Origin of the sequence: Kocuria flava, from assembly GCF_001482365.1 — a bacterium.
GTDB lineage: Bacteria > Actinomycetota > Actinomycetes > Actinomycetales > Micrococcaceae > Kocuria > Kocuria flava.
Genome location: NZ_CP013254.1, coordinates 888,594 through 914,993, shown reverse-complemented (window position 1 = coordinate 914,993; position 26,400 = coordinate 888,594). Strand labels below are relative to the sequence as shown.

19 protein-coding genes are annotated in these 26,400 nt (G+C 75.5%); 11 read left to right on the top strand and 8 right to left on the bottom strand.

The window, feature by feature from the left end; all coding sequences use genetic code 11:
• Positions 1-14: 14 nt before the first annotated feature.
• Positions 15-1,538 carry an acetyl-CoA hydrolase/transferase family protein gene (locus AS188_RS04105; protein ID WP_058857781.1) on the bottom strand — a complete coding sequence of 508 codons (1,524 nt, stop codon included), beginning with the start codon at positions 1,536-1,538 and terminating at the stop codon, positions 15-17.
• Between the two features lie 258 nt (positions 1,539-1,796).
• Here AS188_RS04105 and AS188_RS04100 point away from each other — a divergent pair, with 258 nt between their 5' ends.
• Complete coding sequence (locus AS188_RS04100; RefSeq protein ID WP_058857780.1) at positions 1,797-2,936, top strand: metallophosphoesterase family protein; 1,140 nt, start codon at positions 1,797-1,799, stop codon at positions 2,934-2,936.
• The gene (locus AS188_RS17650; RefSeq protein WP_058857779.1) at positions 2,933-5,569 is read left to right on the top strand and encodes an AAA family ATPase; all 2,637 of its coding nucleotides are present in this window, start codon (positions 2,933-2,935) and stop codon (positions 5,567-5,569) included. The genes AS188_RS04100 and AS188_RS17650 overlap by 4 nt, the downstream gene beginning before the upstream one ends.
• A gap of 43 nt (positions 5,570-5,612) precedes the next feature.
• Here AS188_RS17650 and AS188_RS04090 read toward each other — a convergent pair whose 3' ends face one another.
• Positions 5,613-8,513, bottom strand: a complete 2,901-nt coding sequence (locus tag AS188_RS04090) for an AfsR/SARP family transcriptional regulator (protein WP_169797981.1) — start codon at positions 8,511-8,513, stop codon at positions 5,613-5,615.
• A 97-nt stretch (positions 8,514-8,610) separates the two neighbouring features.
• Here AS188_RS04090 and AS188_RS04085 point away from each other — a divergent pair, with 97 nt between their 5' ends.
• From AS188_RS04085 to AS188_RS04070, 4 genes are all read left to right on the top strand, one after another.
• Positions 8,611-10,005, top strand: coding sequence for an FAD-binding oxidoreductase (locus tag AS188_RS04085; RefSeq protein WP_058857777.1), 1,395 nt, complete (start codon positions 8,611-8,613; stop codon positions 10,003-10,005).
• A gap of 33 nt (positions 10,006-10,038) precedes the next feature.
• Entirely contained in the window at positions 10,039-11,166 is a 1,128-nt protein-coding gene (locus AS188_RS04080; RefSeq protein ID WP_058857776.1) for a flavin-containing monooxygenase, read from the top strand.
• Positions 11,167-11,330: 164 nt separating this feature from the next.
• Positions 11,331-11,954, top strand: coding sequence for a hypothetical protein (locus AS188_RS04075; protein ID WP_058857775.1), 624 nt, complete (start codon positions 11,331-11,333; stop codon positions 11,952-11,954).
• 37 nt (positions 11,955-11,991) lie between these two features.
• A complete protein-coding gene (locus AS188_RS04070; protein ID WP_058857774.1) occupies positions 11,992-12,540 on the top strand; it encodes a hypothetical protein in 549 nt (182 codons plus the stop codon).
• Between the two features lie 60 nt (positions 12,541-12,600).
• Here AS188_RS04070 and AS188_RS04065 read toward each other — a convergent pair whose 3' ends face one another.
• On the bottom strand, positions 12,601-13,416 hold the full coding sequence (locus AS188_RS04065; RefSeq protein ID WP_083529235.1) for a glycine betaine ABC transporter substrate-binding protein: 816 nt from the start codon (positions 13,414-13,416) through the stop codon (positions 12,601-12,603).
• A gap of 110 nt (positions 13,417-13,526) precedes the next feature.
• Positions 13,527-14,759 carry an MFS transporter gene (locus tag AS188_RS04060; RefSeq protein WP_058857772.1) on the bottom strand — a complete coding sequence of 411 codons (1,233 nt, stop codon included), beginning with the start codon at positions 14,757-14,759 and terminating at the stop codon, positions 13,527-13,529.
• A gap of 362 nt (positions 14,760-15,121) precedes the next feature.
• Here AS188_RS04060 and AS188_RS04055 point away from each other — a divergent pair, with 362 nt between their 5' ends.
• Both AS188_RS04055 and AS188_RS04045 read left to right on the top strand, forming a co-directional pair.
• Positions 15,122-16,465 (top strand): alkaline phosphatase PhoX, encoded by a 1,344-nt coding sequence (locus tag AS188_RS04055; protein ID WP_058857771.1) that lies wholly within the window; start codon positions 15,122-15,124, stop codon positions 16,463-16,465.
• Between the two features lie 765 nt (positions 16,466-17,230).
• Positions 17,231-18,412 (top strand): MFS transporter, encoded by a 1,182-nt coding sequence (locus AS188_RS04045; RefSeq protein ID WP_058857769.1) that lies wholly within the window; start codon positions 17,231-17,233, stop codon positions 18,410-18,412.
• A 57-nt stretch (positions 18,413-18,469) separates the two neighbouring features.
• On the opposite strand, the gene AS188_RS04040 is transcribed toward AS188_RS04045, so the two are convergent.
• The 4 genes from AS188_RS04040 to AS188_RS04025 form a co-directional block, all read right to left on the bottom strand.
• Positions 18,470-21,724, bottom strand: coding sequence for a DEAD/DEAH box helicase (locus AS188_RS04040; protein ID WP_058857768.1), 3,255 nt, complete (start codon positions 21,722-21,724; stop codon positions 18,470-18,472).
• Positions 21,725-21,870: 146 nt separating this feature from the next.
• Positions 21,871-22,236 carry an SdpI family protein gene (locus AS188_RS04035; protein ID WP_058857767.1) on the bottom strand — a complete coding sequence of 122 codons (366 nt, stop codon included), beginning with the start codon at positions 22,234-22,236 and terminating at the stop codon, positions 21,871-21,873.
• 204 nt (positions 22,237-22,440) lie between these two features.
• Positions 22,441-23,631, bottom strand: coding sequence for a type II toxin-antitoxin system HipA family toxin (locus AS188_RS04030; protein WP_058857766.1), 1,191 nt, complete (start codon positions 23,629-23,631; stop codon positions 22,441-22,443).
• Positions 23,631-23,828, bottom strand: coding sequence for a helix-turn-helix transcriptional regulator (locus AS188_RS04025; protein WP_058857765.1), 198 nt, complete (start codon positions 23,826-23,828; stop codon positions 23,631-23,633). Before AS188_RS04025 ends, AS188_RS04030 begins: the two co-directional genes overlap by 1 nt.
• Positions 23,829-24,155: 327 nt before the next feature.
• Between AS188_RS04025 and AS188_RS04020 the strand changes: the two genes are divergently transcribed.
• From AS188_RS04020 to AS188_RS04005, 3 genes are all read left to right on the top strand, one after another.
• Positions 24,156-24,539 (top strand): hypothetical protein, encoded by a 384-nt coding sequence (locus tag AS188_RS04020; RefSeq protein ID WP_058857764.1) that lies wholly within the window; start codon positions 24,156-24,158, stop codon positions 24,537-24,539.
• 247 nt (positions 24,540-24,786) lie between these two features.
• Entirely contained in the window at positions 24,787-25,014 is a 228-nt protein-coding gene (locus AS188_RS04015) for a hypothetical protein (RefSeq protein WP_058857763.1), read from the top strand.
• A gap of 555 nt (positions 25,015-25,569) precedes the next feature.
• Complete coding sequence (locus AS188_RS04005; protein WP_147050307.1) at positions 25,570-26,172, top strand: GIY-YIG nuclease family protein; 603 nt, start codon at positions 25,570-25,572, stop codon at positions 26,170-26,172.
• Positions 26,173-26,400 lie beyond the last annotated feature (228 nt).

Genomic DNA, 26,400 nt, shown 5'->3' with positions numbered 1-26,400 from the left:
GTGGTCCGGGACGCTCAGCCGGCGGGCCGGCGGTCGGGCACGCGCATGCTGCCGGTCTCCACGAACCGCTCGTGCCAGGAGAGGGCCTCGCCGAGCAGGTGCGGGGTGTGCTTGCCGAAGCTCTCCCGCTGGGCGCGCTCGGAGTAGTCCTCGAGCATCGGCCGGTAGTCCGGGTGGGCGCAGTTCTCGATGATCGTGCGGGCCCGCTGCTTCGGGGCCAGCCCGCGCAGGTCGGCCAGGCCCTGCTCGGTGATGACGACCATGGTGTCGTGCTCGGTGTGGTCCACATGACTGGCCATCGGCACGATCGCGGAGATGTTGCCGTTCTTGGCGGTGCTCGGGGACATGAACACGGACAGGTAGCCGTTGCGGGCGAAGTCCCCGGAGCCGCCGATCCCGTTCATCACCTTGGTCCCGGCCACGTGGGTGGAGTTGACGTTGCCGTAGAGGTCGGCCTCGATCATCCCGTTGAGGGCGATGCAGCCGAGGCGGCGGATGAGCTCCGGGTGGTTGGAGATCTCCTGGGTGCGCAGGATGATGCGCTCGCGGTAGAAGTCGACGTTGGCGTTGAACTCGTCCACCCCGTCCCGGCTCAGGGAGAAGGAGGTGGCCGAGGCCATCCGCAGCACGCCCTCCTTGATCAGCCCGAGCATCCCGTCCTGGATGACCTCGGTGTAGGCGGTCAGGCCCTTGTACCCGCCCTCGGCGAGCGCGGCCATCACGGCGTTGGGGATGTTGCCGACCCCCGACTGCAGCGGCAGCAGCCGGTCGGTGAGGCGGCCGCGGCGGATCTCGTGGTCGAAGAACTCCAGCAGGTGCCCGGCGATCTGCTTCGAGGACTCGTCCGGCGGGCTGAACGGGGAGTTGCGGTCGGGGCCGTCGGTCTCGACCACGGCGATGACCTTCTCGGGGTCCACGCTCAGGTAGGGCTCGCCGATGCGGTCCTCGGGGTCGACCAGCGGGATGGGCCTGCGGTGCGGGGGCAGGGCGGTGCCGTAGTAGACGTCGTGCATGCCCTCCATGCCGGCGGGCTGGAACCGGTTGACCTCGAGGATGACCTTGTCGGCCTGCTCGAGCCAGGTCTTGTTGTTGCCCACGGACGACGACGGGATCAGCCGCCCGTCCTCGGTGATGCCGACGACCTCGACCACGGCCACGTCGACGGGCCCGAAGAACCCGAACCAGGTGTGCTGGGCGACGTGGCTGAGGTGGATGTCGATGTAGTCGAGGGTGCCGGCGTTGATCCGCTCCCGCAGCGCGGGGTCGGACTGGTAGGGCAGGCGCAGCTCCATGCCGTCCACCTTCGCCAGGGCCCCGTCCAGCTCCGGGGCGGTGGAGGCGCCCGTGAGCACCCGGATCCGGAACGGCTGCTCGGCGGCCTCCATGCGCCGGGCCAGCGCCAGCGGCACCTCCTTGGGGTAGCCCGCGCCCGTGAAGCCGCTCATCGCGACGGTCATCCCCGGCTGGATCAGCGCGGCCGCCTCCTCGGCGGACATCACGCGCTCGCCGAGCCGGGCATTGCGGATCCGATCGTGCATTCTGGCCTCTTTCCGTGCGTCGGTTATCCGCCTCACGGTATCGAGAACCGGTGGTGCGCCAGGAATCCGGCCGCTGCGCCCGGAGGACGCCGCACGACGGTCCGGGGACGGGCACGGGCGGGCCTCGACGGGCCGGATGCCGGAGCGTGTCCGGGACAGGGGCCAGAATGGCGGTGTCACCGGGGAACCGCACGGGCTGTGCGGCGCGCCGGTGGCGCGGACCCCGCGCACGCGACGGCGAACGACCGAAGGACGTCCATGACGAGCACCCGCTTCCTGCACACGAGCGACTGGCAGCTGGGCATGACCCGGCACTACCTCGAGGGCGAGGCCCAGTCGCGGTACACGGGCGACCGCGTCGAGACGATCCGGCGCATCGGGGAGCTGGCCCGCGAGCGCGGGTGCGCGTTCGTGGTGGTGGCCGGGGACGTGTTCGAGCACGCCAACCTGAGCCGCCGGGACGTCGGGCGCGCCCTGGACGCCATGGGCTCCGTGGGGCTGCCCGTGTACCTGCTGCCGGGCAACCACGACCCCCTGGGCCCGGGCTCGCTCTGGGGCCGGCCGGACTTCCGGGACCTCGCCCCGGCCAACGTGGTGCTGCTCGACGAGCGGGGCCCGCACCCCGTCGTCGACGGCGTGGAACTGGTCGCGGCCCCCTGGCGCAGCAAGCGCCCCGACACCGACCCGGTGGCCCCGGCCCTGGAAGGCCTCGAGGCGGACGGGACGCTGCGCATCGTGGTGGGGCACGGCATGCTCGACGAGCTCGACCCGGATCGCACCTCCCTGACCACCGTGCGCCGGGCGCCGCTGGACGAGGCGCTGGCCCGCGGGGCAATCCACTACGTGGCCCTGGGCGACCGCCACATCCGCTGGCCCGAGGACGGGCACGGGGCGATCCACTACTCCGGCACCCACGAGTCCACGGGCTTCCGCGAGCCCGGCCGCGGCCACGTCCTGGAGGTCGACCTCGACGACGACGGGCCCCGCGTCACCGCCCACCCGGTCGGGCAGTGGGAGCACCGCGTCCTGACCCGCCACCTCGACGGCGCCGAGGACGTCGAGGCCCTGCGCGCCGAGCTGGCCGCGCTCACCCCCAAGGAGCGGATCGTCCTGAAGACCGTCTTCACCGGCACCCTGAACCTCTCCGAGGCCGCGGCCCTGGAGGCCCTGCTCGAGCAGCAGGCCGAGGTCTTCGCGAGCCTCAACGCGTGGGAGCGCCACACCGACCTCGCCGTGGTCCCCGACCGGCACGAGTTCGAGGACCTCGACGTCGGCGGCTACGCCGCGGACGCCGTCGCCGAGCTGCGGGCCACGGCCGCCTCGGAGACGGCGGAGGCCCCCGCCGCCGGGGACGCCCTGCGCCTGCTGTACCGCCTCGTGGGAGGAGCCGCCCGATGAAGCTGCACCGCCTGAGGCTGGAGAACTTCCGCGGCGTGACCGAGCGCGAGCTGACCTTCCCCGACGCGGGGGTCGTGGTGGTGACGGGGCGCAACGAGATCGGCAAGACCTCGATGATCGACGCCCTCGACGCCCTGCTGGACCTGCCCGACAGCAGCAAGCACAAGCGGATCCTCGAGGCCCGGCCCGCCGGCCGGGACGTGCCCGTGCTCGTGGAGGCGGAGTTCTCCATCGGGACCACCCGGGTGGTCTACACCAAGCAGTGGCTGAAGCGCCCGTCCACGACCCTGCGCCACGTCGCCGGGCCCGAGTCGGGGAGGGCCGTGACCGGGCGCGAGGCCCACGACGCCGCCGAGGCGCTGTGGGCCGGGGCCGACACCGCGCTGTGGAAGGCCCTGCGCTTCATGCAGGCGGGCGGGCTGGCCCAGAACGCCCTGACCGACAGCGCCGCGCTGCGCCGGGCCCTGGAGTCCCGCGCCGGGGAGGCCCCGGGCGACGACCGCGAGGTCGCCACCCTCCTGGAGCGCGTGGGGGCCGAGTGCGAGAAGTACTGGACGGCGACGCGGAAGAAGAACGCCGGCTACGTCCAGGCCGAGACCGCCTGCCGCGACGCCGAGGCCGCGGCCGCCGAGGCCGCCGAGGAGCTGCGGACGATCGCCGTGGTCGAGGACGAGCTCACCGAGCTCACCGCCTCGATCGCCGACGCCGAGCGCAAGCTGGCCACCGCCCGCGCCGAGCACGCCGAGCTGGACCGCGCCGCCGGGCAGGTCGAGGACGTCCAGCGGCAGCGGGAGGAGGCCCGGCGCCGCCGCGACGCCGCCCAGGGCGAGCTCGACCGCGCCCGGGAGCGGGCCGCCCGCCGCACCGAGCTCGTGGCCGCCCTGGCCGCCGAGGAGCAGCGCAGCACCGCGCTCGCCGGGCAGCTGGCCCGGTGCGAGGAGGAGCTCGCCCCGGTGCGCGAGCGCGCCGGGGAGGCCGAGCAGCGCCGGGCCGCCGCGCAGACGGCGGTCCAGCACGCCCGCGCGGCGGCCCGGTCCGCGCGGGAGGACCGGGCCCACCTCGACGACGTCGGGCGCCACCGCCGCGTGCTCGAGGTCCTGGGCTCGCTCGAGGAGGTCCGGGCCCGGCTGGCCGAGCTGCAGTCGCGTCCCGCCACGGAGGTCGACGAGGACGCCGTGGACCGGCTCGAGCGCGCCGAGCGCGCCGCGGAGCGGGCCGAGGCGGAGCTGGCCGCCGGCAGCGCCCGCCTCGAGCTCACCGCGCTCGGCCGGGCGCGCCCGCTCGTGCGCGACGGCGTCCGCGAGGAGGTCGACCCAGAAAAGCCCCTCGCGGTCCCGGTGACCGGGGAGGTCGAGCTCGAGCTGCCCGATCAGTGGCGGCTGCGCCTGTCCCCCGAGCAGGGCATCGAGACCCGCCGCGAGGCCGCCCGCACGGCCGCCGCCGCGTTCGTCGCGCTGCTGGCCCGGCACGGCGTCGCCTCGGTCGCCGCGGCCCGCGCCGCGCTGCGCGAGGCCCAGGAGCTCGAGCGGCAGGTGCGCGAGGCGGTCGCCGACCGCGACCGCCTGCTCGACGGCGAGGACGAGTCCCGCCTGCGCGACGACCGGGACCGGCTCGCGGCCGCGATCGAGCAGCACCGCGCACGGCGCGACGACGACGTGCCGCTGCCGGCGACCCCCGAGGCCGCCCGGGAGGCGGCCGACGCCGCCGAGGCCGCGCTCGAGGAGGCCGAGGACGCCGCCCGCCGCGCCGAGGCCGCCGCCGACGCGGCCCGGGACGAGCTGCAGCGGGCCCAGACGGACGTGCACTCGGTCCGGGGACAGCTGCTCGAGCTCGAGCGCAGCCTCACCGGCCGGCGGGCCCGGCTCGAGGAGGCCCGCCGGGAGGTGCCCGACGAGGACCTCGACCGCGCCGTGACCGCGGCGGCCGAGGCCATGGCGGCGGTCCAGGAGGAGATCGACGCCCATGAGGCCGCCCTGGCCGGCCTCGACGCCGACCGGGTGCTGACCGACCGGGAGCTCGTCGGCGACCAGATCGAGGGGCTCCAGAGGATCCTCGAGGAGCGGCGGGGCCGGCGCAGCTCCCTGGAGGGCCGGCTCGAGGGCATGGGCCGGGACCGGGTGCAGCAGGACCACGACCGGGCCGGGACCCGCCTGGAGGCCGCCCGGCGCCACCTGGCCGGGCTCGAGCGGCGGGCCGAGGCCGCCCTGCTGCTGGAGCGGACGCTGCTGGCCCACCGCGAGCGCGCCCACGCCCAGTACGTCCAGCCGTTCCGCGCCGCGGTGGAGCAGCTGGGCCGGGCGGTCTACGGCCCCGACTTCGAGGTGCGGGTCAGCGGGTCGCTGGAGGTCGAGGAGCGCAGGCTCGACGGCGACTGGCTGCCCTTCCCCGCGCTCTCGACCGGGGCCAAGGAGCAGCTGGTGATCCTCATCCGCCTGGCCACCGCCCTGCTCGTGGACCCGGAGGACGGGGTGCCGGTGCTGCTCGACGACGCCCTGGGCCACTCCGACCCGCAGCGGCTGCGGCGCCTGGCCTCGGCCATCACCACCGCCGGGGAGCGGACCCAGGTGATCGTGCTGACCTCCAACCCCGAGCGCTTCGCGACCCTGCGGGAGGCGCACCGGATCGAGATCTGAGCCCGCCGCCGTGCGGGGGCTCCCCGCACGGCGGGAGCACGTCCTACCGGCCCGGGAAGGACGGGGACCGCCGCGCCCCGAGCGCCTCGGCGGTGTCCCGGGCCCGGTCGAGGACCTCCGCGCGCGGGAGCAGCCGGGCGAGGACGGCGATCCGGTGGGTCCGCTCGGGGCCGAGCTCCGCCCGCAGGCCGGCCTGCAGGGCCCGGTAGCGCTCGACGTCGGCGCCGCCGAGGCCGGGCGCCGACCCGGCCACCTCGGCCGCGCCGAGGATCAGGGCGGCGACCTCCGGGCACCCGCCCGCGGCGAACAGCTCGGCCAGGATCCGCAGCGTGGTCCACAGCTGCGGCCAGTGGCCGCCGCGGCGCTGGACCTCCAGGAGGGTGCGCGCGAGGTCGAGGGCCTCCGCCCCGCGCCCGGTCCGGGTCAGCGCGGAGAGCAGCGCCACCGAGGAGACCGCGGAGACCTGCGCGGCGCCGACGCCCTCGGCGATCCGCGCCGCCTCCCGCAGGACCTCCACCGCGGCCTCCGGGTCGGCGGGCAGCAGCGCCTCACCGCTCGCGTAGAGGGCGAACGCCTCCCGGGACGCCGCGCCGCTGCGCTCGGCGGCCCGGCGGGCGGCGGCCGCGTGCTCCTCGGCCGGAGCGGCCGCGCCGGCCGTCGCGTGGGCCAGGGCCAGGACCGCGTGCGCGTCGACCCGGTAGGCCTCCGGCAGGCCGGCGATCGTCAGGACGTCCCGCCAGTGCCGCGCCGCCTCGTCCCGGTCCCCGGCGTACATGGCGGCGATGCCCAGCGCGGCCCGCGCCAGGTACCGCTCGGCCGGGGTGCGGGCCGCCCGGAGGGCCCGGGACCCGAGCCGGCGCGCCCGGCCGGGCTCACCGCGCTCGTCCGCGGCGAGGGCCGCGGCCCCGAGCGCCAGTGCGCCCGCCCCGGTGCTCCCGAGACGGGGGTGCTCGCCGACCTGCAGCGCGAGGTCGGACAGGACGGGGCCGGGGACCCAGTGCACGCACAGCCCGAGGGCGCCGACGGTGCGGGCCGCCGGTTCGAGACGGCCGGCCGCGAGGGCACCGGCGACGGCGGCGGCGAGGTCCGCCCGGGTGCGCTCGAGCCCGCCCAGGGCGGCACCGCAGTCCGGTCCGATCGCCGCGCGGGCGCACCGCTGCGCGTGGTCGGCCGCCCACCGCCGGTGGGCCTCCGGGGCGCCCGCGTCCGCGCGCTCGGCCGCGAAGGCGCGGACGACGCCGAGCAGCCGGTAGCGCGTCGCGGCGCCGTCCACCACGGGAAGGACCAGGGAGGCCCGTACGAGCCGGGCGAGGCCCGCGGCGGCGGGAGTCCCCGGGGCGACCTGCTCGGCGGCGCCGAGGTCGAACGTCCCGGTGAACATCGCGAGCCGGCCGAGCAGGGCCCGGTCGGGCGGGGCGAGCAGGTCGTAGGAGCGGGTGACGACGGTGCGCAGGGGCCCGTGCGCACCGTCCTCGAGCTCCAGCCCCGCCCCGAGGCCCTCGAGCACGGCCCGGACCCCGAGCGCCGCGGCCTGCGTGGCGGCCAGCTCGAGGGCCAGCGGCACCCCGTCCAGCCGGCGGCACAGCTCGACGACGTCCGCCGGCGCGTCCGGCCCGGCGCCGGGCCGGGCCCGGCCCAGCCGGTCGAGGAACAGCCGCACGGCACCGGTCCGGGCGGCCCGCTCCGGCGTGTCCTCCGGATCCGGCAGCGGCAGCGGGGCCAGCGGGAGGACCTGCTCGTCCGGGCGCTCGAGCCGGTGCCGGGCGGTCACCACGACGTGCACCCGCGGGGCCGTCCGCTGCACGGCGTCCACGAGGTCACGCAGCGCGCCGAGGACGCGGTCACCACCGTCGAGGACCAGCAGGAGGGAGGACGCCGCGAGGTACTCGAGCACGGCCTCCCGCAGCCGCCCGGTGGCGCCCAGGCCCAGGGCGGCGGCGACCCGGGCCTCGACCCGGGCGGCTGCGGCGTCCTCGAGCTCGACCACCACCGCCGGGCGGGCCAGCCGCCGGCAGAGCCCGGGCAGGGCCTCGGCGACGAGCCGGGACTTGCCGACCCCGCCGGGGCCGGTGACGCACACGAGGCGGTGGGCGGCCACGGCCCGCAGCAGCTGCGCGGTCTCCTCCTCCCGCCCGACGAAGGCGCCGGCGGCCGGCGGCCAGGCGGGCGCCGGTCCCCGCACGGCCGCCGGGGCGACCGGCGGGCCGGGCAGCAGGTCGTGGCCGAGGATCCGCCGCTGCAGGTCCTGCAGGGCCGGGGTGGGGTCCAGGCCCAGCTCGCCGGCGAGGCTCCGGCGCAGCGCGGCGTAGCGCTCGAGCGCCTCGGCCGCCCGCCCGGCGCGGTAGAGGGCGGTCATGAGCAGCCCGTGGGCGCGCTCCCGCAGCGGCTCCCGGATCACGAGGTCCTCGAGGGCGGCCACCGCGTCGTCGACCGCCCCGGTGCCCAGCGCCAGCACCGCCCGGTCCTCCACGGTCCGCAGGCGCAGCTCCTCCAGGCGCGCGGCCTCGGGGGCGGCGAAACCGTGGTCGGCGAACTCGGCGTAGGCGGGCCCGCGCCACAGCGCCAGCGCCTCGTCGAGGACCCCGGCCGCCTGCGGCGCCGGCATCCCGGCGGCCCGGGAGCGCAGGGCCTCGAACCGGCCGGCGTCGACCGCCCCGGGCGGCAGCGCCAGCCGGTAGCCCGCGGGACCGGCCCGCACGGCCTCCCCGCCCAGGACCGCGCGCAGCCGCGAGACGACGGTGTGCAGCGCCCCGCGGGGGCGGGCCGGTCCGTCGTCGCCCCACACGGCCTCGACGAGGGCGTCCACGGAGACCGGGTGCGGGGCGTGGACGACGAGCGCGGCGAGGGCCGTGCGCGGCCGCGCGCCGGGCAGCGCGACCGGTGCTCCGGCGCGCCGGACCTCGAGCGTCCCCAGGACGCCGATCTCCACGGGGTCCTGTCCCATGTCCCCATTGTCCGCCACTGACCGCGGGATGAAAGGCCCGTGAAAGCCCCGGCGCGCACCGTGGGCACAGGCCCACGAGCACGGAGGAGGTGCCGTCATGGCGGAACGAGCCACCACGGCCGGCGCGCTGACGCCCGAGGCGCTGGAGCGGCTGCGGAGCCGGATGCGCGGCCCGGTGTTCCTGCCGGGCGAGCCCGGCTACGACGCCGCGCGCGCCGTGTACAACGCGATGATCGACAAGCACCCGGCGCTGGTCCTGCAGTGCAAGGACGTGGCCGACGTCGTCGCCGGGGTCACCACCGCCCGGGAGACCGGGCTGGACCTGGCCGTGCGCGGGGGCGGGCACAGCGGCGCCGGGCTGGGCACCTGCGAGGGCGGGATCGTGCTGGACCTCTCCCCCATGAACGGCATCAGGGTGGACCCCGCCGGCGCCCGCGCCGTCGTGGAGGGCGGGGCGCGCTGGGGCGAGGTCGACCACGCCACGCACGCCTTCGGCCTGGCCTGCCCGTCCGGGATCGTCTCCACGACCGGGGTCGGCGGGCTGGCCCTGGGCGGCGGGATAGGCTATCTGACCCGCAGGCACGGGCTGACGGTCGACAACCTGCTGGCCGCCGACGTCGTGCTCGCCGACGGCAGGCTCGTGACGGCCGACGCCGAGCACCACCCCGACCTGTTCTGGGCGCTGCGCGGCGGCGGGGGCAACTTCGGGGTGGTCACCGCGTTCACCTTCCGGCTGCACCCGGTCGACACGGTCGTGGGCGGGCCCATGCTCTGGCCGGTCGAACGGGCCGCGGAGCTGCTGCGCTGGTACCGCGACTTCCTGCCCACCGCCCCGGAGGACCTCAACGGGTTCTTCGCCTTCCACATCGTCCCGCCCGTCCCGCCGTTCCCCGAGGAGCTGCACCGGCAGCGGGTGTGCGGGGTGGTGTGGTGCTGGACGGGCCCCGCGGAGGAGGCCGACGCGGCCCTCGCCCCGGCGCGGGCACTGGGACCGGCCCTGGACGGCGTGCAGCCGATGCCGTTCCCCGCGCTGCAGACCGCCTTCGACGCCCTCCTGCCGCCGGGCGACCAGTGGTACTGGCGGGCCGACTTCATCGGGGAGATCCCCGACGAGGCGGTGGAGCTGCACGCCCGGCACGGGGCGACGCTGCCGACGGTGCAGTCGACCATGCACCTGTACCCGGTCGACGGCGCCGCCCACCGCCCCGGCCGCACGGACACGGCGTTCAGCTACCGCGACGCCACCTGGGCCATGGTCATCGCCGCCGTGGACCACGACCCCGCCCGGGCCGAGGAGCTGCGGGACTGGTCCGGGCGGTACTGGCAGGCCATCCACCCGCACTCGCTCGGCGGCGCCTACGTGAACATGATGATGGTGGAGGGCCAGGACCGGGTGCGCGCCGGCTACCGGGAGAACTACGACCGGCTGCTCGAGGTCAAGCGCCGCTACGATCCCGGCAACCTCTTCCACGTCAACCAGAACATCCGCTGAGCCGCCGCGCAGGCCGGCCGGAAGGAGGCCCCCGTGGGCACCGCTCCCCCCGTCCTCGTCCTCGGTGCCGGCCCGGCGGGCCTGGCCACCGCCGCGGAGCTGCTGGCCCGCGCCGTGCCGGTCACCGTGCTCGAGCGCGGCGACCGGCCCGGTGCCGCGTGGACGGGCCGCTACGACGCGCTGCGGTTCAACACCTCCCGCCGCCGCTCCGCGCTGCCCGGCGCGCCCTTCCCGCGCGCGTACGGCCAGTTCCCGACCCGCGACCAGTACGTCGCCTACCTGCAGCGCTACGCCGCCGACCACGGCGTGCCGGTCGAGACCGGCGTGGAGGTCGCCCGGGTGCGCCCCGACGACGACGGAGGCTGGCGCGTCAGCACCTCGGCGGGCGACCGGCCCGCCCGGCACGTGGTCGTCGCCACCGGCGCCCTCAACCGGCCGAAGCTGCCCTCCTGGGCGGTCGGCAGCACGTTCCGCGGCGAGGTCCTGCACTCCTCGGCCTACCGCAGCCCCGCACCCTTCGCCGGCCGGACCGTGGTCGTCGCCGGCGCGGGCACCAGCGGGATGGAGATCGCCCACCAGCTCGTCGCCGGCGGCGCCGCGCGGGTGCTGCTGGCCGTGCGCACCCCGCCCAACATCCTGCTGCGCGAGCTGCACGGCGTGCCCGGCGACCTGCCCGTCCCGCTGCTGCTGCGCCTGCCCGACCCGCTCGTGGACCGGCTGCTGTTCGCCCTCCAGCGCCGGACGGTGGGGGACCTCAGCGCCTACGGCCTGCCCCGCCCCACGGAGGGGGCGATGGCCGCGATCAGGGCCCGCGGGGTCACCCCCGCGGTCGTCGACCAGGTGGTCCTCGACGAGATCCGGGCTGGGGCGATCGAGTGCGTCCCCGCCGTGGTGGGGCTCGACGGCGCCGACGTGGTCCTGGCCGGCGGCCGGCGCGAGCCCGCCGACGCCGTCATCGCCGCCACCGGGTACCGGACCGGCCTGGAGGAGCTCGTCGGCGGGCTCGGCGTGCTGGACGAGCACGGGATGCCGCGCGACGGCGCCGGCCGCGAGCTCGCTCCGGGCCTGCGGTTCGTCGGCTACGTCCACCGCCCGGGCCTGACCGGCTACGTCGGGAAGATCGCCCGGCGGGTGGCCCGGGAGATCGCCGCCGGATCCTGACCGGATCGTCCGCACCCGGCGGTGCGGTGGCTGTGGGCCACACTGGGAACTGGTCGCCGGAGGGCTTCCTGGCCATACTGGAGCTTCAGCGCCCAGGAGTTCGCCGACGCAAACGAGGGGGTCGGCCACCGGGTGCCCGCCCTGCGAGGATCGGAACGCCGACCATGGACACTTCCCTGCACGACCCTGCTCTCCTGACCCACGACCCGCTCGGGGCGGGACCGCCCCCCACACCGGTCGGTGCCGGGCTGCGCCGGGCCTTCAGCCTGGCCACCGACGCCGCGGTGGAGACCTGGGCGGAGGTCACCGGCCACCGCGCCGCCGGCGCCTGGGTGCACTGGCAGGTGCGGGCGGTGCTCTACCGGCACGGGATGGACGGCGCGGCCGGGGACCGCTGCGCGGCAACGGTCGCCGGGTTCGTCAGCCGGGAGGCCGCCCGGGCGGCCGAGACCGGGCGCGACCCGCGGCGGGCGGTGCTGGACCGGATCCCGCGGGAGGCGTTCAAGGCCTCCGGCATGTGGCCCGGCCTGTGCCCCGCGCTCGGCCGCGCCCGGGAGTGGGCGGAGTTCCTGGCGGACGCGCAGGCCTTCTACGCCCGGGCCAACACCGCCGCCGCCGCGGCGGTGGCCGGCTCGGACACCGCCACCACCTTCGGGCCGATGAGCACCGGGGAGCTGCGCGCCGAGACCGCCCGGATCGCCCGGTGGCTGTGGGAGACCTTCACGGCCGAGCCCGTCCCGGCGCCGGAGCGCCGGAGCCCGGCCGGGTCGGCCGTGCGCGTGAGCTGAACCACATAGACTCGTGCCCGTCGAGACGAGGACGGGCATGAGCATCGAGCACGAACGACGCTGCCGGGTCGCCACCACGGCGGCCCACCCCCACCGGCCCAGCCGCCGGGAGCCGCGCGAGCGGGCGGCCTACGAGGAGCGCCTGGAGCGCGCCCTGGCGGAGGTGCGCGCGGTCGGGGTCGAGGCGAGCGAGCTGCTGCGCGCGGAGGGGCTCGCGCCCGCGAAGCTCGTCCACGTCCCCCACGGCGCCCGGTCCTGGCCCCTGGTCGGCCGGGCCCTGTCCGGGGTCGTCGAGGGCCGGGGGTGGCACGTGGTGCGCGGCGTCGTCGTCGGCACGGACGGGCGGCTGTGGACGCGCTCCCCGGCCGGGGGCCCCGCCCCGCCGTCGGACCTGGACGCGTGGCGGCTGCGCGTGGAGCCGCCCGGCGGCCCGCTCGAGCTGCCCCCGAGCGTGCAGTTCGACGGGACCTCCCTGCACGTGGTGCGCCGGATCGCCGAGGACGTGTGCACGCGGGCCGGGCTCGTCGACCGGCTCACGGACGGCTACGCGCGGCTGCTGATCCTCCACCACCGGCGCCGCTCCTGAGCGCAGCACCGCGCACGGCCCGCCCGAGGACGTGCCCCGCGGCCCCCGGCACGGGAGCGCTCAGGCGAGCCAGGCGGCCACGGCGTCCTCGTGGCCGGCCATCCACTGCCGGGCAGCGGTGAGCGGGTCGAGGCCGTCGAGGTTGACCGTGCGGTCCATGGCGTTGACGGCCTCGATCGGGTAGTGGATCCGCCCGAGCACCTCCCGGGTGCGCTGCGGCAGCCGCTCCCAGGCGCCGCGGTGGGCCACGAGCGAGGCCCGGTCCGGGAGCGGGAAGACCCCCAGCGGGTCGGCCAGGGGCCGCAGCTCGTGCACGTCGTTGAGGTACTGCGGCTGCCACAGGGGCGTGACGAACCAGTCGCCGGCGGCGATCCGCCGCTCGACCGTGTCGAGGATCGCCTGCAGGTCCCCGATCCGGTGGGTCCACCCGGCCGCGTCCAGCCCGTAGTCGGCCACCAGCTGCTGGGAGCGCATGGTCAGCCCGGCCCCCGGCGTCGTGCCCTGGACCTCCAGCGTGGTCATCCGGGCCGTGACCTCGGGACGGGCGAGGTCACCGAGCGAGGAGACCAGCTCGGCGGGGACGTAGCCGGGCACGGCCCAGTAGAACCGGGCGCCCTCGAACAGCGGGGTGACCTCGAGGACCCGGTCGCCGACCTCCGCCCAGTAGGTCCCGTGGCCGCCGGGCAGCCAGCTGTCCGCGAAGAGCTCCAGCTCCCCCTCGGCCAGCTGCGGGTACATCTGCGGGTGCGGGCCCTCGCGCACCTCGACCTCGTGGCCCAGGCGCAGGAGCACCTCCTCGACCACGGCCGCGGCGACCTGGTGGAAGGACTCGTCGATGCGGCCCAGCACCACGGGGGCCGGTGTCGGAGACGTCATGGGGGTGTCCTCTCGTGTCGTGTCGGCGCGCGGCACCACCGCGCCGCGGCGCGCCGTGTCTCGGGCATCGTAACGAGGACGGCACCGCGGGCCCGGGAGGTGCGGGGCGGTCAGGCGGCGCGGTCCCGGCCCGGCACGGGCCGGTTCCGGCGCAGCCCGACGAGCACGAGAACGGCCAGGAGCAGCACCGCCACGGCGTAGCCGATCGCCGTGGGCACCAGCCCGGCCGGTCCCGCCACCGCGCCGGCGGCCACGGCCGGGATGCTGTGGGAGAGGTAGCTGACCACGTAGATCGCCGAGAGCAGCCCGGCGCGCTCGTGCGGGGCCGCCTGCGGCAGCAGCGTGCGCAGCACCCCGAGGAAGCCGGCGCCGAAGCCCACGCCGGCCACGACCGTGGCCGCGAGGTACAGCGCCACCGACCCGGCCGCGAGCGCCCCGATCGTGGCGGCCATCCCGGCCGCGAGCAGGCTCATGCCCAGGGCCAGCACCCGCCGCGGGGCCGTCGCACCCAGGAAGAGGATGGCGGTCCCGCCGGTGCCGGTCAGGGCCGCGACGACCACGCCGGTGAGGACCACCGACTCCGTCCCGGTCAGGGTGCGCACGAGGTTGGGGCCGAGGGAGATGATCAGCCCGCCCAGGGCCCAGCAGGCGGTCGCGGCGGGCAGCACCCACAGCGCCGAGGGGCGCACCTGCGGCGGGAAGGACACGCGCGGGACCAGCGAGGCCAGCGCCCCGGGCGCCCGGGCCACGGTCTCGGGGCCGAGCGCGGTGCCCACGGCCTGCAGCACGAGCAGGCCCAGCAGCACGAGGAAGACGAGGTCGATCATCGCCGGGGCCGCCGCGACGATCAGGCTCGAGACCACGGCCCCGGCGGCCAGGCCCAGCACGGGCCCGGCGCCGGTGAGCACCGTGCCCAGCCCCCGGCGCTCCCGCGGCTCGAGCTCGATGACGTAGGCGCCCAGCGCCCCGGTCGCGGTGCCGGTGGCCAGGCCCTGGACCAGGCGGGCGGCGATCAGGGTCCCGGCGCTGTCCGCGGCGACGAAGACGGCCATCGCGGCGATCTCCAGCACGAGGGCGGCCAGCAGCACCGGGCGCCGCCCCAGGTGGTCGGACAGCGCCCCCACCGTGAGCAGCGCGGCGAGCAGGGCCACGACGTAGGCGGCGAAGATGACCGTCAGCACGACCGGCGGGAAGCCCCACTGGTCCTGGTAGAGCGGGTACAGCGGGCTGGGCGCGCTCGAGGCGGCCATGATGACCAGCAGCACGGAGGCCTGCACCCAGAACGCCGCCCGCGCGGGCAGCAGGGGCCGGCGGCGGGGCGCGGCACCGGAGCGGAGGAACATGCGGGCCTTTCACGGCGGGACGGGTGGGCGCGGGACGACCGCGCCCACCTCACGCTAGCCCCACCGGGGGCGGCTGCCGCGCCCCGCCGTCGTCGTCGTGCGCTCCGGGCACCGTCCCGTGACGTTCCGGACCGCCTCCGGGCCGCGGCACGCCCCCGGGCCCGGTCCGGCCCGCGGGGCGGGCAGCGCCCGGCGGCGGGGACCGCCCCTTCCCACTTCCCGGTGGCTGCGTTCACGGACGCAACAGGACCGGCCACGTGCCCGATACGGGCGGTTCACGGCGCGCTGGCCCGCTGTTCGCCCGCCCTTGGTGGAGTCGGTCCCCGGAAGCAGCCGACCGAGCCAGTGAGGACCACGACCACATGAGCGCACAACAGACCCGGACGACGATGGGGCGCCGCGGACTCCTGAAGGCCGGCGGGGCGCTGAGCGCCGCCGCCGCGCTGTCCGCGCTGATGGGGAACACCGCGCACGCCGCCGAGGGGCGTGCGCGCGGCAACGACACGATGCAGGCTCCGGACAACGGCGGCTACGGGGCGCTGCAGCCCGCCCCGGGCGGGGAGCTGCTGCTGCCGGCCGGCTTCTCCTACGTGGCCTTCGGCCACACCGGCACCCCGATGAGCGACGGCACGCCGACGCCGGGCAAGCACGACGGCATGGCCGCGTTCCCCGGCGAGAACGGCATGATCAACCTGGTGCGCAACCACGAGCAGGCGGAGGGACCGGCCTTCGGCGCGCGCAGCTACGACCCGAACGCCGCCGGCGGCACGACCAACCTGGTCTTCGACCCGGCCACCATGTCCCTGGTCAGCACCTACCCGTCGCTGACCGGCACCATCCGCAACTGCGCCGGTGGCCCCACCCCGGCCGGGACCTGGCCGACCTGCGAGGAGACGTTCACCGGCCTGGACGTCGCGCACCCGCACGGCTACGTGTTCGAGGTCCCGGCCGGCGCCACCGCGCCCGTCGACCCGGTGCCGCTGAAGGCGATGGGCCGCTTCACCCACGAGGCCGTCGCGATCGACCCGAAGACCGGCATCGTCTACGAGACCGAGGACCGCGGCACCTCGGGGTTCTATCGGTTCATCCCCGACGACCGGGACGACCTGGCCGCCGGCGGACGGCTGCAGATGCTGGCCGTCAAGGACCGGCCCCAGTACGACACCCGCTTCAGCCAGCGCGTCGGCACGCCCCTCCCGGCCGAGTGGGTCGACATCGCGGACCCGGACCCGGACAGCACCGACACCCTGGCCGTGTTCAAGCAGGGCTACGGCCAGGGCGGCGCGGTCTTCGCCCGGCTCGAGGGCGCCTGGTACGGCGACGGCTCGATCTACATCAACTCCACCAGCGGCGGCGACGCCGGCCTGGGTCAGGTGTGGGAGTACCGGCCCCGCGGGAACTCCGGCGGTCAGCTCGTGCTCGTCTACGAGTCCACCGACCCGGAGGTGCTGCAGGCCCCGGACAACCTCTGTGTGTCCCCGAACACCGGCGGTCTGGTGCTGTGCGAGGACGGCGGCGGCAAGGACCTGCTGCGCGGGGTCACCACCGACGGGCTGATCTTCGACCTGGTGGAGCTGAACTCCCCGAACACCAGCGAGCTGGCCGGGGCCACGTTCAGCCCGGACGGCCGGATCCTGTTCTTCAACGTGCAGAGCCCCGGCATCACCTACGCGATCACCGGCCCGTGGGAGAACGGCGCGCTGTAGCGCGTCCGCCGCGCTGCGGCACCTGAGGTGACCGCGAGGCGCCGCCCGGAGGACTCCGGGCGGCGCCTCGCCGCACCCAGTAGGATCGTCTCCCGAGTGAGGTGGCCCACAGTCGATCGCGGCCGCCCGAGTGAGGGGCCGGCATGAGCATCGAGGACGAGCGTCGCTCCCGGGCCGACGCCGTGGAGGCGTCCGCGCCGGAGCCTGGCGCACGGATCCCGCCCGATCCCGCCCGGCACGACGAGGGCCTCCGGCGGGCCCTGGAGCACGTCCGGCAGGTGGGGGTCGAGGCGAGCGAGCTGCTGCGCACGGAGGGACTGAAACCGGCCACCCTCGTGTACGTCCCCCGGGACGCCCGGTCCTATCCCCTCGTCGGCCGGGCGTTCTCCCGGGTCACGTGCGGCCACGGGTGGCACGTCGTCCGCGGCCTGGTCGTCGGCACGGACGGGCGGCTGTGGGCGCGCACACCGGTCGGCGGCTCCACCCCGCAGACGGACCTGGGGGCGTGGAGACTGGCCGTGGAGCCCCCCCGGCGGCCCCCTGGATCTGCCCGCGCCCGTCGAGTACGACGGGACGTCCCTGCACACCGTGCGCAGGATCTCCGAGGACGAATACCTGAAGGTGGATCTCGTCGACCGTCTGCTGGACGGCTACGCGCGGCTGCTCATCCACCATCAGCGCCGGACGTCATGACGCCGCGCTGAGCGGCCGGGAGATCGCCGGCCGGCCCGGCAACGGCGCACGCCGCAGGACGAAGGGACACGCATGGCACTCTCCGCGGGCAACCGCATCGGCCTGGCGGGCGCGGCGGTGGTCGGGGTCGCCTTCGGCATGGCCCGGTACGCCTACGGCCTGACGCTGCCCGGCATCCGGCACGACCTGGGGCTCTCCGAACTGGTGCTCGGCCTGGTCTCCAGCGCCACCTTCGCGGGCTACCTGGCCGGCCTGCTGCTCGCGGGCCCGCTGGCCGCCCGTCACGGTTCGCGCGCCCCGACGACCGTGGGCGGGGCCTGCGGCGCCGCGGGGGCGGTGATCGTGACCCTCGCGCCGACCCCCTGGCTGCTCGCCGTGGGCGTCGTCCTGGCCGGCAGCGCGGGCGGCTGGGTCTGGGCACCCTACTCCGACATCGTGACCCGTGCCGTGCCCGTGCGGCAGCAGTCCCGAGCGCTGGCGATCATCACGACCGGCACCAGCGGCGGACTGCTGCTGCTGGCCGCCCTGGCCGTCCTCGCCGCGCTCGGCCCGTGGCGCCTGGTGTGGGCCGGCATCGCCCTGGCCGCGGTGGCCGCCGCAGTCGTGAACCTCCGCCTGGTGCCGCGCACCGGACCGACCCCGCGCCCGCACCCACGGGACGGCGCCTCCTCTCCGGCGGCAGCGCTCCGGGTCCCGGCCGCCTACTCGATCGTCTTCTTCGCGGTCATCGTCGTCTACCTCACCTACGCGGCCGACGTCCTCGACCGCGGCGCCCTCCCGGCCGCGGCCGTCCCCGCGCTCTACGCGGCCGTCGGCCTCACCGGGTTGGCGGGCGCGGCGACCGGGAACCTCGCCCGGCGACTGGGCAGCCGGCGGGTCGCCGCGCTGTGCCTCGTGACCGTGGGCGCGGCGCTGGCGCTCCTCGGGCTGGCCGGCGACTCCCTGACCGCGACGATGGCCTCGGCCGGCGTCTTCGGCGTGGGGTACATGACGGGCTCGGCGGTGGTCGCGGTCTGGACGGCCGAGCTGGTCCCGGACCGCGCCGGCGCGGCGTTCACGACCTGCCTGGTCGTGGGGGGCGTCAGCTCGGTCGTCGCACCCGCCCTGGCCGGGGCGATCATCCCCGGCCTGGGACTGGGAGCCGTGCTGGTCCTCACCGCCGCCGTGTCGCTGCTCGGCGGAGCGGCGCTGGTGCTGCCCGGCGCACCGCGGAGGGCGCCCGTCGGCACCGACGCGGGACGTGGTGACGCCTGATCCGGGACACCGGGAGGCACCGACGGAAGGAGGCGCACCGCGCCCGGGCCGCGCGCGCTACGGCGCCAGCAGCTCCTGGATGTCCGCCGCGCTCAGCGGCGCGGACAGCTCCCCGCCCTCGTCGACGACCCTGTCGAAGAGGTCGCGCTTGCGGTGCTGCAGCTCCACGACCTTCTCCTCGATGGTCTCGTCGGCCACGAGCCGGTAGACCATGACGTTCTTCTCCTGCCCGATCCGGTGGGTCCGGTCCACGGCCTGCGCCTCGGCGGCGGGGTTCCACCACGGATCGAGGAGAAAGCAGTAGTCCGCCTCGGTGAGGTTCAGCCCGAAGCCGCCCGCCTTGAGGCTGATGAGGAACACCGGTGCCGTGCCGGTCTTGAACTCCTCGATCCGCCGGGCGCGGTGGCGGGTGCGCCCGTCGAGGTAGACGTAGGCGATGCCCTCGGCGTCGAGCCGGTCGCGGACGGCCTTGAGGAAGCCGGTGAACTGGCTGAACACCAGCGCCCGGTGCCCGCCGCCGACGACGTCCTGCAGCTGTTCGAGGAGGACGTCGATCTTGCTCGAGCGCACCGTGGCGTACTGCTCGTCCACCAGGGCGGGGTCGAGGGCGAGCTGTCGCAGCAGGGTCAGGGACCTCAGGATCGTGAACCGGTTCTTGTCGACGTCGTCGAGCAGGCTCAGGACCTTCCGGCGCTCGCGCTGCAGGTGGGTCTGGTAGATCTTGGCGTGCCGCGGGTTGAGCTGGACGCCGATCACCTGCTCCTGCTTGGGCGGCAGGTCGGCGGTGACCTGCTCTTTGGTGCGCCGGCGGATGAAGGGGCGGATCCGGCGGCGCAGCGTGCCCAGCAGCTCCGGGGCGTCGCCGCGTTCGATGGGCTTGCGGTAGGTCTCGGTGAAGGCCTTCGGGTCCGGGTACACGCCGGGGGCGGCGATCGACAGGAGCGACCACAGGTCCATGAGGCTGTTCTCCAGCGGCGTCCCGGTGATCGCGAGCTTGAACGGCGCGGCGAGCCGCCGGGCGCACTGGTAGGTCTTGGCGTGGTGGTTCTTGACGAACTGGGCCTCGTCGAGCACGAGCCCGCTCCACGTCAGCCCCTGGTAGGCCTGCTCGTCGATGCGGAACAGGGCGTAGGAGGTGACGACGAGGTCGGCGCCCGCCACGGTCTCCGCGAGCGCCCGCCCGGCCTTCTGCTCCGTCCGCTCGACCGCGGTCACCGCCAGGCCGGGGGCGAACCGGGCGGCCTCCTCGGCCCAGTTGCCCACGACCGACGTCGGGGCGACGACGAGCACCGGCGCGGGGAGCGTGCCGTTCTCCCGGGCGCGCAGGACGGCGGCGAGGGTCTGGACGGTCTTGCCCAGGCCCATGTCGTCGGCGAGGATCCCGCCGAGCCCGGCGTCCCAGAGGTGGGCGAGCCACCGGTAGCCCTCGAGCTGGTAGGGACGCAGGGTGGCGACCAGCCCGGCGGGCGGCGCGGGCGGGTCGGCGCCCTCCCCGGCGAGCAGACGGCCGACGGCGGCGGACCACCGCTCGCTCTGCGCCTCGACGACGCCCAGCGCCGCGAGCTCCTCCCACAGCCCGGCCTGGTACGTGGTGACGCGCAGCCGGCCCGGCTCGCGGTCGGTCAGCGCCCCGGCCTCCTCGATGAGCTGCCGGAGCCGGTCGAGCTCGGGCCGGTCGATCGAGAACCACGTGCCGCTGTCGAGCACGAGGTGGTCCTCCTGACCGGCGAGGGCGACGAAGAGCTGCTGGAAGGGGATCCGCTCGCCGTCGATCTCCACCGTGACGCCGAGGTCGAACCAGTCCGCGTCCTCGGAGTCCGTGGCCGAGATCCGCACGACCGGCGCCGCGTCGGAACGCCGGTACTCGACCGCCTCGCCGACGACGTCGACGACGACGCCCTGCTCGCGCAGGGCGGGGACCGTCTCCTCGGTGAACACCGCGGCGTCGACCCCGCGCAGCCGGGCGGTGGGGGCGGGCCCGGGTGTGCCCGGCCCGGCGGAGATGGCGGCGCCGAGCCCGCCGGGCAGCGTGAGGCCGCACAGGAGGGCCTGCTCGGCGGCCCGGTCGCGGCCCGGTCCGCCGGCGGCGTCGATCGGCACGGTCCGGCCGGCGCCGTCGACGTCGTACCGGAACGACCACGCCAGGGCCACCTCCCGGGGGCCGTCGTAGGTCAGCGTCAGCCCCAGGCGCGGCGGGGCGATCTCGGGCAGCTCGACCGACCCGTCGGGAGAGCGGACGGCGACGATGCGGGACAGCGCGGGGTAGTACTCGGCCAGGAAGCGGGCGACGTCCTCGCCGGGCACGTGCAGCGGCCCGGCCGCGACCAGCGCGGAGGCCTGCCGGGTCAGCGGGCGCTCGAGCGGGGCGAGGACGAGCCCGGCCTCCCCGCCGGAGCGCTGGAGAACGACCCCGTGGGCGGGTTCGCCGACGAACGAGAGGGAGGCGCCGTCGTCGTCCACGCCCGGGACGTGGACGACGGGGGCGGCCGTCATCCCGTTCCCGTCCCGGGTCAGGTCCAGGGACAGCGCCGCCGGCGCCTCGGCGAGGACGACGGCGCCCACGGCCCGCTTGGCGGGCACGAGGGGCACCCCGGCCTCGACGGCGTCGCGCAGCAGCGGCCACAGCGCCGGGCCGAACTCGTCCAGGAAGACGGCCGCGTCGCCGTAGTAGTAGTACGCCGTGGACTGGTGCGCCTGGTACAGGGCGTGCAGGGCCTCCCGGTGGCCCGCTCTCCGATTGCGCGCCCCGTAGGGGTAGGCCAGGTCCCGCCAGCCGATGCCGGTGCGGACCCAGGGGGTCTTCTTCCCCGGCACCACCGGGCGCAGCCGCACCCGGAGCACGGCCGGGCGGCCGTACCGATCGGGCTCGGCCTCCGGCTCGAACTGCAGCCCGATGGGCGTGCCCGCCGCACCCTCGGCATCCGCTTCCGCCACGACGTCGACCAGTCGGCGCTCCCAGGCGGGCGTGGCCGGTGCCGCGGTCCCGAGGTCGTGGAGCGCGGCGACCAGCACCGCGGCGACGTGCTTGCAGTTGACCGCCACCGGGCACGTGCACCGCCCCGAGCTGTGCAGGGCGCCGTGGGCGTCGCCGACCTGCACGAACGTCTGGTAGGGCTCGCGCGCGCTGCCGGCCACGGCGGCGAAGAGGATCCGGTGCTCGGGGTCGCTGGTGAGGACGTGGACGCGCCCGGCCCGGGCGTACGCGGCGCCGCGGGCGTACGTCTCGGTGCCGAGGGCGGCGCGGACGGCCTCCTCGCTCGGGAGGTCGGACCAGCGGCGGGGCTCGGCCGGGGCGGATCGTGCGGGAGCCACCGGACCAGGCTAGCGCCCCGCCCCCGCCCGCATCGACGGATGTGGCTTCTCCACCGGCTCGACGCCGCCTCCGGGACGGCCCGCAGAGATGGCGGCATCACGTCTCCGGCGGGCCGCGGCGGTGGCGCAGTGCGCGCTCCGTGCCCTCAGCGCTGCACCGAGGCCACCAGCTCCGCCGCGCGGATCCCCCGGGCGGCCGCCTGGAAGATCGTCACCAGCATCATGATGAGCAGTCCCAGGGGGAGGAGCCCCGCGCTGTCGTTGTCGGCGAGCAGCAGGTTCCCGAAGACGACCGCGCCTCCCGCCACCCCGGCGACCACGGACCAGCGGAGCCTGGGCACGGCCGCCCGGTGCCCCGCCCGCCATGCCGTCTCCGAGGAGAGGCTCGCGGTGGTGCGCAGGCCCACCCATCGGTTGCGGGGCAGCCGCCCGGTCGCGGCCGCCGACACCACGAGGTACACCACCACCGGCACCAGGATCATCAGCACGCCCCGCACGATCACAGCGATCATCTGCTCACCTCGTCTCTCGGGGCCGGCCCCGGTGGGGGAACCAGGAGCCGTCGTCGCCCATGGCCCCAGTATGGGTCCCGGACCACGACGGGCCCGGGAGGGCCCGCGGACGGCAGCCAGTACTGACCCGCCCCGGAGACCGACGCACGCACCGCCGACCGGTGGGCCTCCCCGGTCGTGGGCAGGCCCGTAGAGCTGCGGGCATCACGTCTCGAGCTGGCCGCGGCGGTGGCGCAGTTCCCGCTGCGCATGGGTCAGCGGAGACCCCTCGAACGGCAGCGACGTCAGGTCCACGGCCGAGGCCGCCTTCAGGGCCAGGGTGTTGGCGGCCAGGGCGGCGCGTTCGGGCAGCCCGATCGCCCGGGCGAAGGCCGCCCAGTGCCTCGCCCGCAGGTTCTTCGTCCGCCCGTCCACCGGCAGGGCCAGGCTGTCGTCGCCGTACAGCAGGGTGCAGGGCACGTCGTAGACGGGGGCAATGGCGAAACCACCGGTCTGGCCGCCCAGGACGGAGACGTTCTTGGCGTGCAGGTCTCCGTTGCCGGTCAGCCAGGCGAAGACGAACTGCAGGTACAGGTTCCGCGCCGCGACCACGGGTGCCTTGCACACGGCGGCCAGGGCCAATACCGCGTCCTCGGACGCCACGGTGTACTTGGCGGCCGGGGGCAGGCCCATGACCTGAGCGGCGTCCTCCAACGGCAGCCGCCCCCAGCCCTCCCGCTCGCGGACCCGGTCGAAGCGTTCCACCAGCAGCCCGCGCCGCCCGTGGCGGTCGGCGACCACGGCTGCCTCGGCCACCGGGATCTTCAGCCCCTTGGCCGCGGCCAGGTGCAAGGCCTCGTTCTCCACCAGGTGCGGATGCCGGGGCGGGTTCAGCTTCAAAATCAGCCGCGCGCCCCGGGTGGTCAGCGGCGCGGTGAGCATGGAGGCGCTGGCCTTCTCCTGCACCCCCGGCAGAGCATGCAGGTCCACCGCCGCGGCCAGCACGGTGAAGTCCAGCTCCTGGGGGCTCGTGGAGTCGGCGAGGGGCTCGGGCTCGACCGGGCTCTGCCCGGCGGGAACGACCTGGACGTCTCCGGGGGCGTCGGCGCCGACGGCCAGCAGCAGTGAGAGCTCGTCGTCCAGGCTGGTCTTGACCGCGTCCTTCAGGACGGTCAGGCGGTGGCCCTCGGGCAGCAGCCCTGCGAAGAACGCAGGCACCCCGCCGGAGGGGACGGTGACGGGGTCGCCGGTCAGGGGCAGCGTGACGGCCACCGGCGGGTGGCCTGCGGCGAGGTAGGCCTGGTCGTAGGCGAACACTGTGCCTGCGTCCGCGGTGCGCTCGAGCCGGCCGGCCAGCCGGCCGGCCTTGTAGACGTCGGCCACGGCCACGAACCGCAGCCGGTGCAGGTCGGCCACTACGCGGCCACCAGGCGCAGTCCGAGCACGCCTGCCGCGGCGGCCACAGCGGCCAGCGAGGGATTACCGGTGCCGGTCTCGATCGCCCGGACCGTCCGCTCCGAGATGCCGACCAGGTCGGCAAGGTCCTTCTGGGTCAGACGGGCCTCCTTGCGAGCAGTACGGATCGCCCTACCGACCCCCTCGACGTCACTCATGGCCCTCCCCTTGCGGCAGCATCCTGCCGGTGCACACTGATCCTCCCCCATTCTGGTCGAGAAATGCATAAATCGGCAATATCCTGCTGATTTGATCCCCATCGACTCTCGGAGGCTCCGTGAGACAAGGAAGCGGCACTATGTTGCCGGTGTGATCGGACGAAGCCGGAGATGCGGGCGGCCCTCCGCACCCCCGTCCGAACCGTCGTGTCCTGACCGGCCGCACACGCTCGGCACCACGCGGAGATACCACTCTTGAGTGGCATTTCAGTCGCTTTTCAGGTGATGAACCAGTACGCTCTTGCCATGCCCCTGGGAGGGAGCGACATGGGAGTCTCCATCGACGTCGGCGGAACGCACGCCGGCACCGCGCGCCTGGGCATCCGCGAGATCGTTCGTCAGCTCAACACCGCCCTGGGCGCCACCCTCGTCGGGGCGCTGGCCGGGACGAAGGACCCGAAGATCAGCTACCGCTGGGCCCGCGTCGACGGCCCCGAGCCGCGCACGGAGGCGCAGAAGCGGCTGCAGCTGGCGCACCGGGCCTGGACCGTAGTCGCCGGCGTGGAGGGCGAGCACGTCGCCCGGCTGTGGTTCATCGGCGCCAACCCCTGGCTCGGGGAGATCTCGCCCATCGAAGCCATCAGCCAGGACCGCGCCCGGGACGTCATGGACGCCGCCCATGCCATGACCGAGGACCGCCACGGAGCATGAGCGGGGTCTGCACACGGACTGGGTTGGCCCGTGTGGACGGGCCCGTCAACGGGTTTCGGATCGCCAAGACGTCCTACGGCCCGCTGAACCCTCCGGTGCGCCCGGAAGCCATTGTGGACCGCTCCGACTCGTCCCGCTTCGACACGCCCGGTTCGACGGTCTACCTCTCCGGTGATGCCGCCACCGCCTATGCCGGGCCGAGGTCACCCTGGGCACGCTGGCCGGCCCGAACCGTACGGCCACCACCATGATTGCCGAGTGGATCCGTGAGCAGGTCCTCGACGACGGTTCCTACGCCGCCGGCCTGCAGTTCCACTCCGAGTACGGTTCCAGGCTGTGCCGGGCGTACTGGATGCGACGCCGCGATGAGCAGCTGGGCCCCGACGCCGTGTCCGTCGTCGAGAGGTCGTCGATCGAGCTCGAGGATCCCGACCTGCAGCGGGTGCTGGCGCGTTACGAGATCGACTCGCGCTGACCACCGTGGGCGCGGCGTCGGCAACCTCCGGACGCAGATGTATCGACCGGCTCGCCACGGAGATCTTCCCAGGGCAGAACTACCAGGCGTTCGTCGGGAACATGGACCTGCTGGCCGCCCTGTCCGCCTACATCGGCCTGCCCCATCTTCCTGACCCTGTGGGCCGGGCACCGGATCATGGCGGGCAGCCGCATGGTGCGCTACGAGGACGTGGACCTCTCACGCGTCTGACATGGGCCGGCCGGGTGCCGCACCCGGCCAGGCACACCCCGGGACGCCGGCCGACCGCCGAGAGGCAGGTCGCCGGCTGCAGCGCGAAGGGGCCGAGCAGGCGCAGGTCGATGATGAGCAGCGCCTGCTCGGTCTCCCCACCGTGGAGGTGCACGACGACGAGGACCCCGCTCACCGTGGGCGGGGCGCCACCATGGCGATGCCCGCGCCGGCGGACACGTGCGGGAGATGGTGCTGGTGTGCTGCTGGCTGACGATGAGGCAAGCCATGGCCCACCAGCACGTCGGTCGCTGAGCCCTGGTCCCCCGCGCTTATTGTTGTCCGATGATGCCTGACCCGGAAGTAGTGCCGCTCGACCACGTCCCGGTGCCGGTGCCGGATCTCCCGGATCTCCCCCGGTTTCCGGGGGTGTACTCTTGGTGGCTCGCGCCGTCGACGGCCGACGACCCCGCAGCCGCAGGCCTGGTCCTGCCGGTGGATCCTTCGCCCTTGTACCGCTCCGAGTCAGGCGCCCTCCTGCTGTACGTGGGACGCGCCCGTCGCAACCTGCACCAGCGCATCAGGCGCCAGCATCTGCAACGCACACGGTCGTCGGCCCTGCGCCGCACCCTGCTGGCATCACTGTGGCCACTGAGTCCCCGCTGGGCCGAAGGAGCCGCGCTCGACATCCGCGGCCGGGTCGACCCGGGCAAGCAGGCAGAGGACCGCCTCAGCGCGTGGATGAGCGAGCATCTGCTCGTGGGCTGGATCCAGCTCGACGACGTGGCCGAGGTGGACGCCCTCGAAGCGGCCTGGATCGCATGCTACGCACCTCCCCTGAACACGGACGGCACGGCTCATCGCCCGAAGCTGGTCTCGAGGAAGCAGGACTTCGTCCAGGAGATCCGCCGCCGGTCGGCTCTGGGCGGTCATTCGGACCACCCTTGATTCGGCACGCTCGGAGACCACCGCAGCGCCGCACGGAGGTCCACAAGCCGCTCATCCGGTGATGCAGCAGTCCCGGCCTACGTGGTCGGGCCTTGCCAGGCGGGCCTGATCCCCATCGGCCGCTCGCTCGTGATGGATCCCATGGCGGCGAGCGTCGCCGAGCTCGGGCCGGAGCCCTCACTCACCGTCGCGTACGTCCCCCGCAACGGAATGTCCCCTTGGGCACGT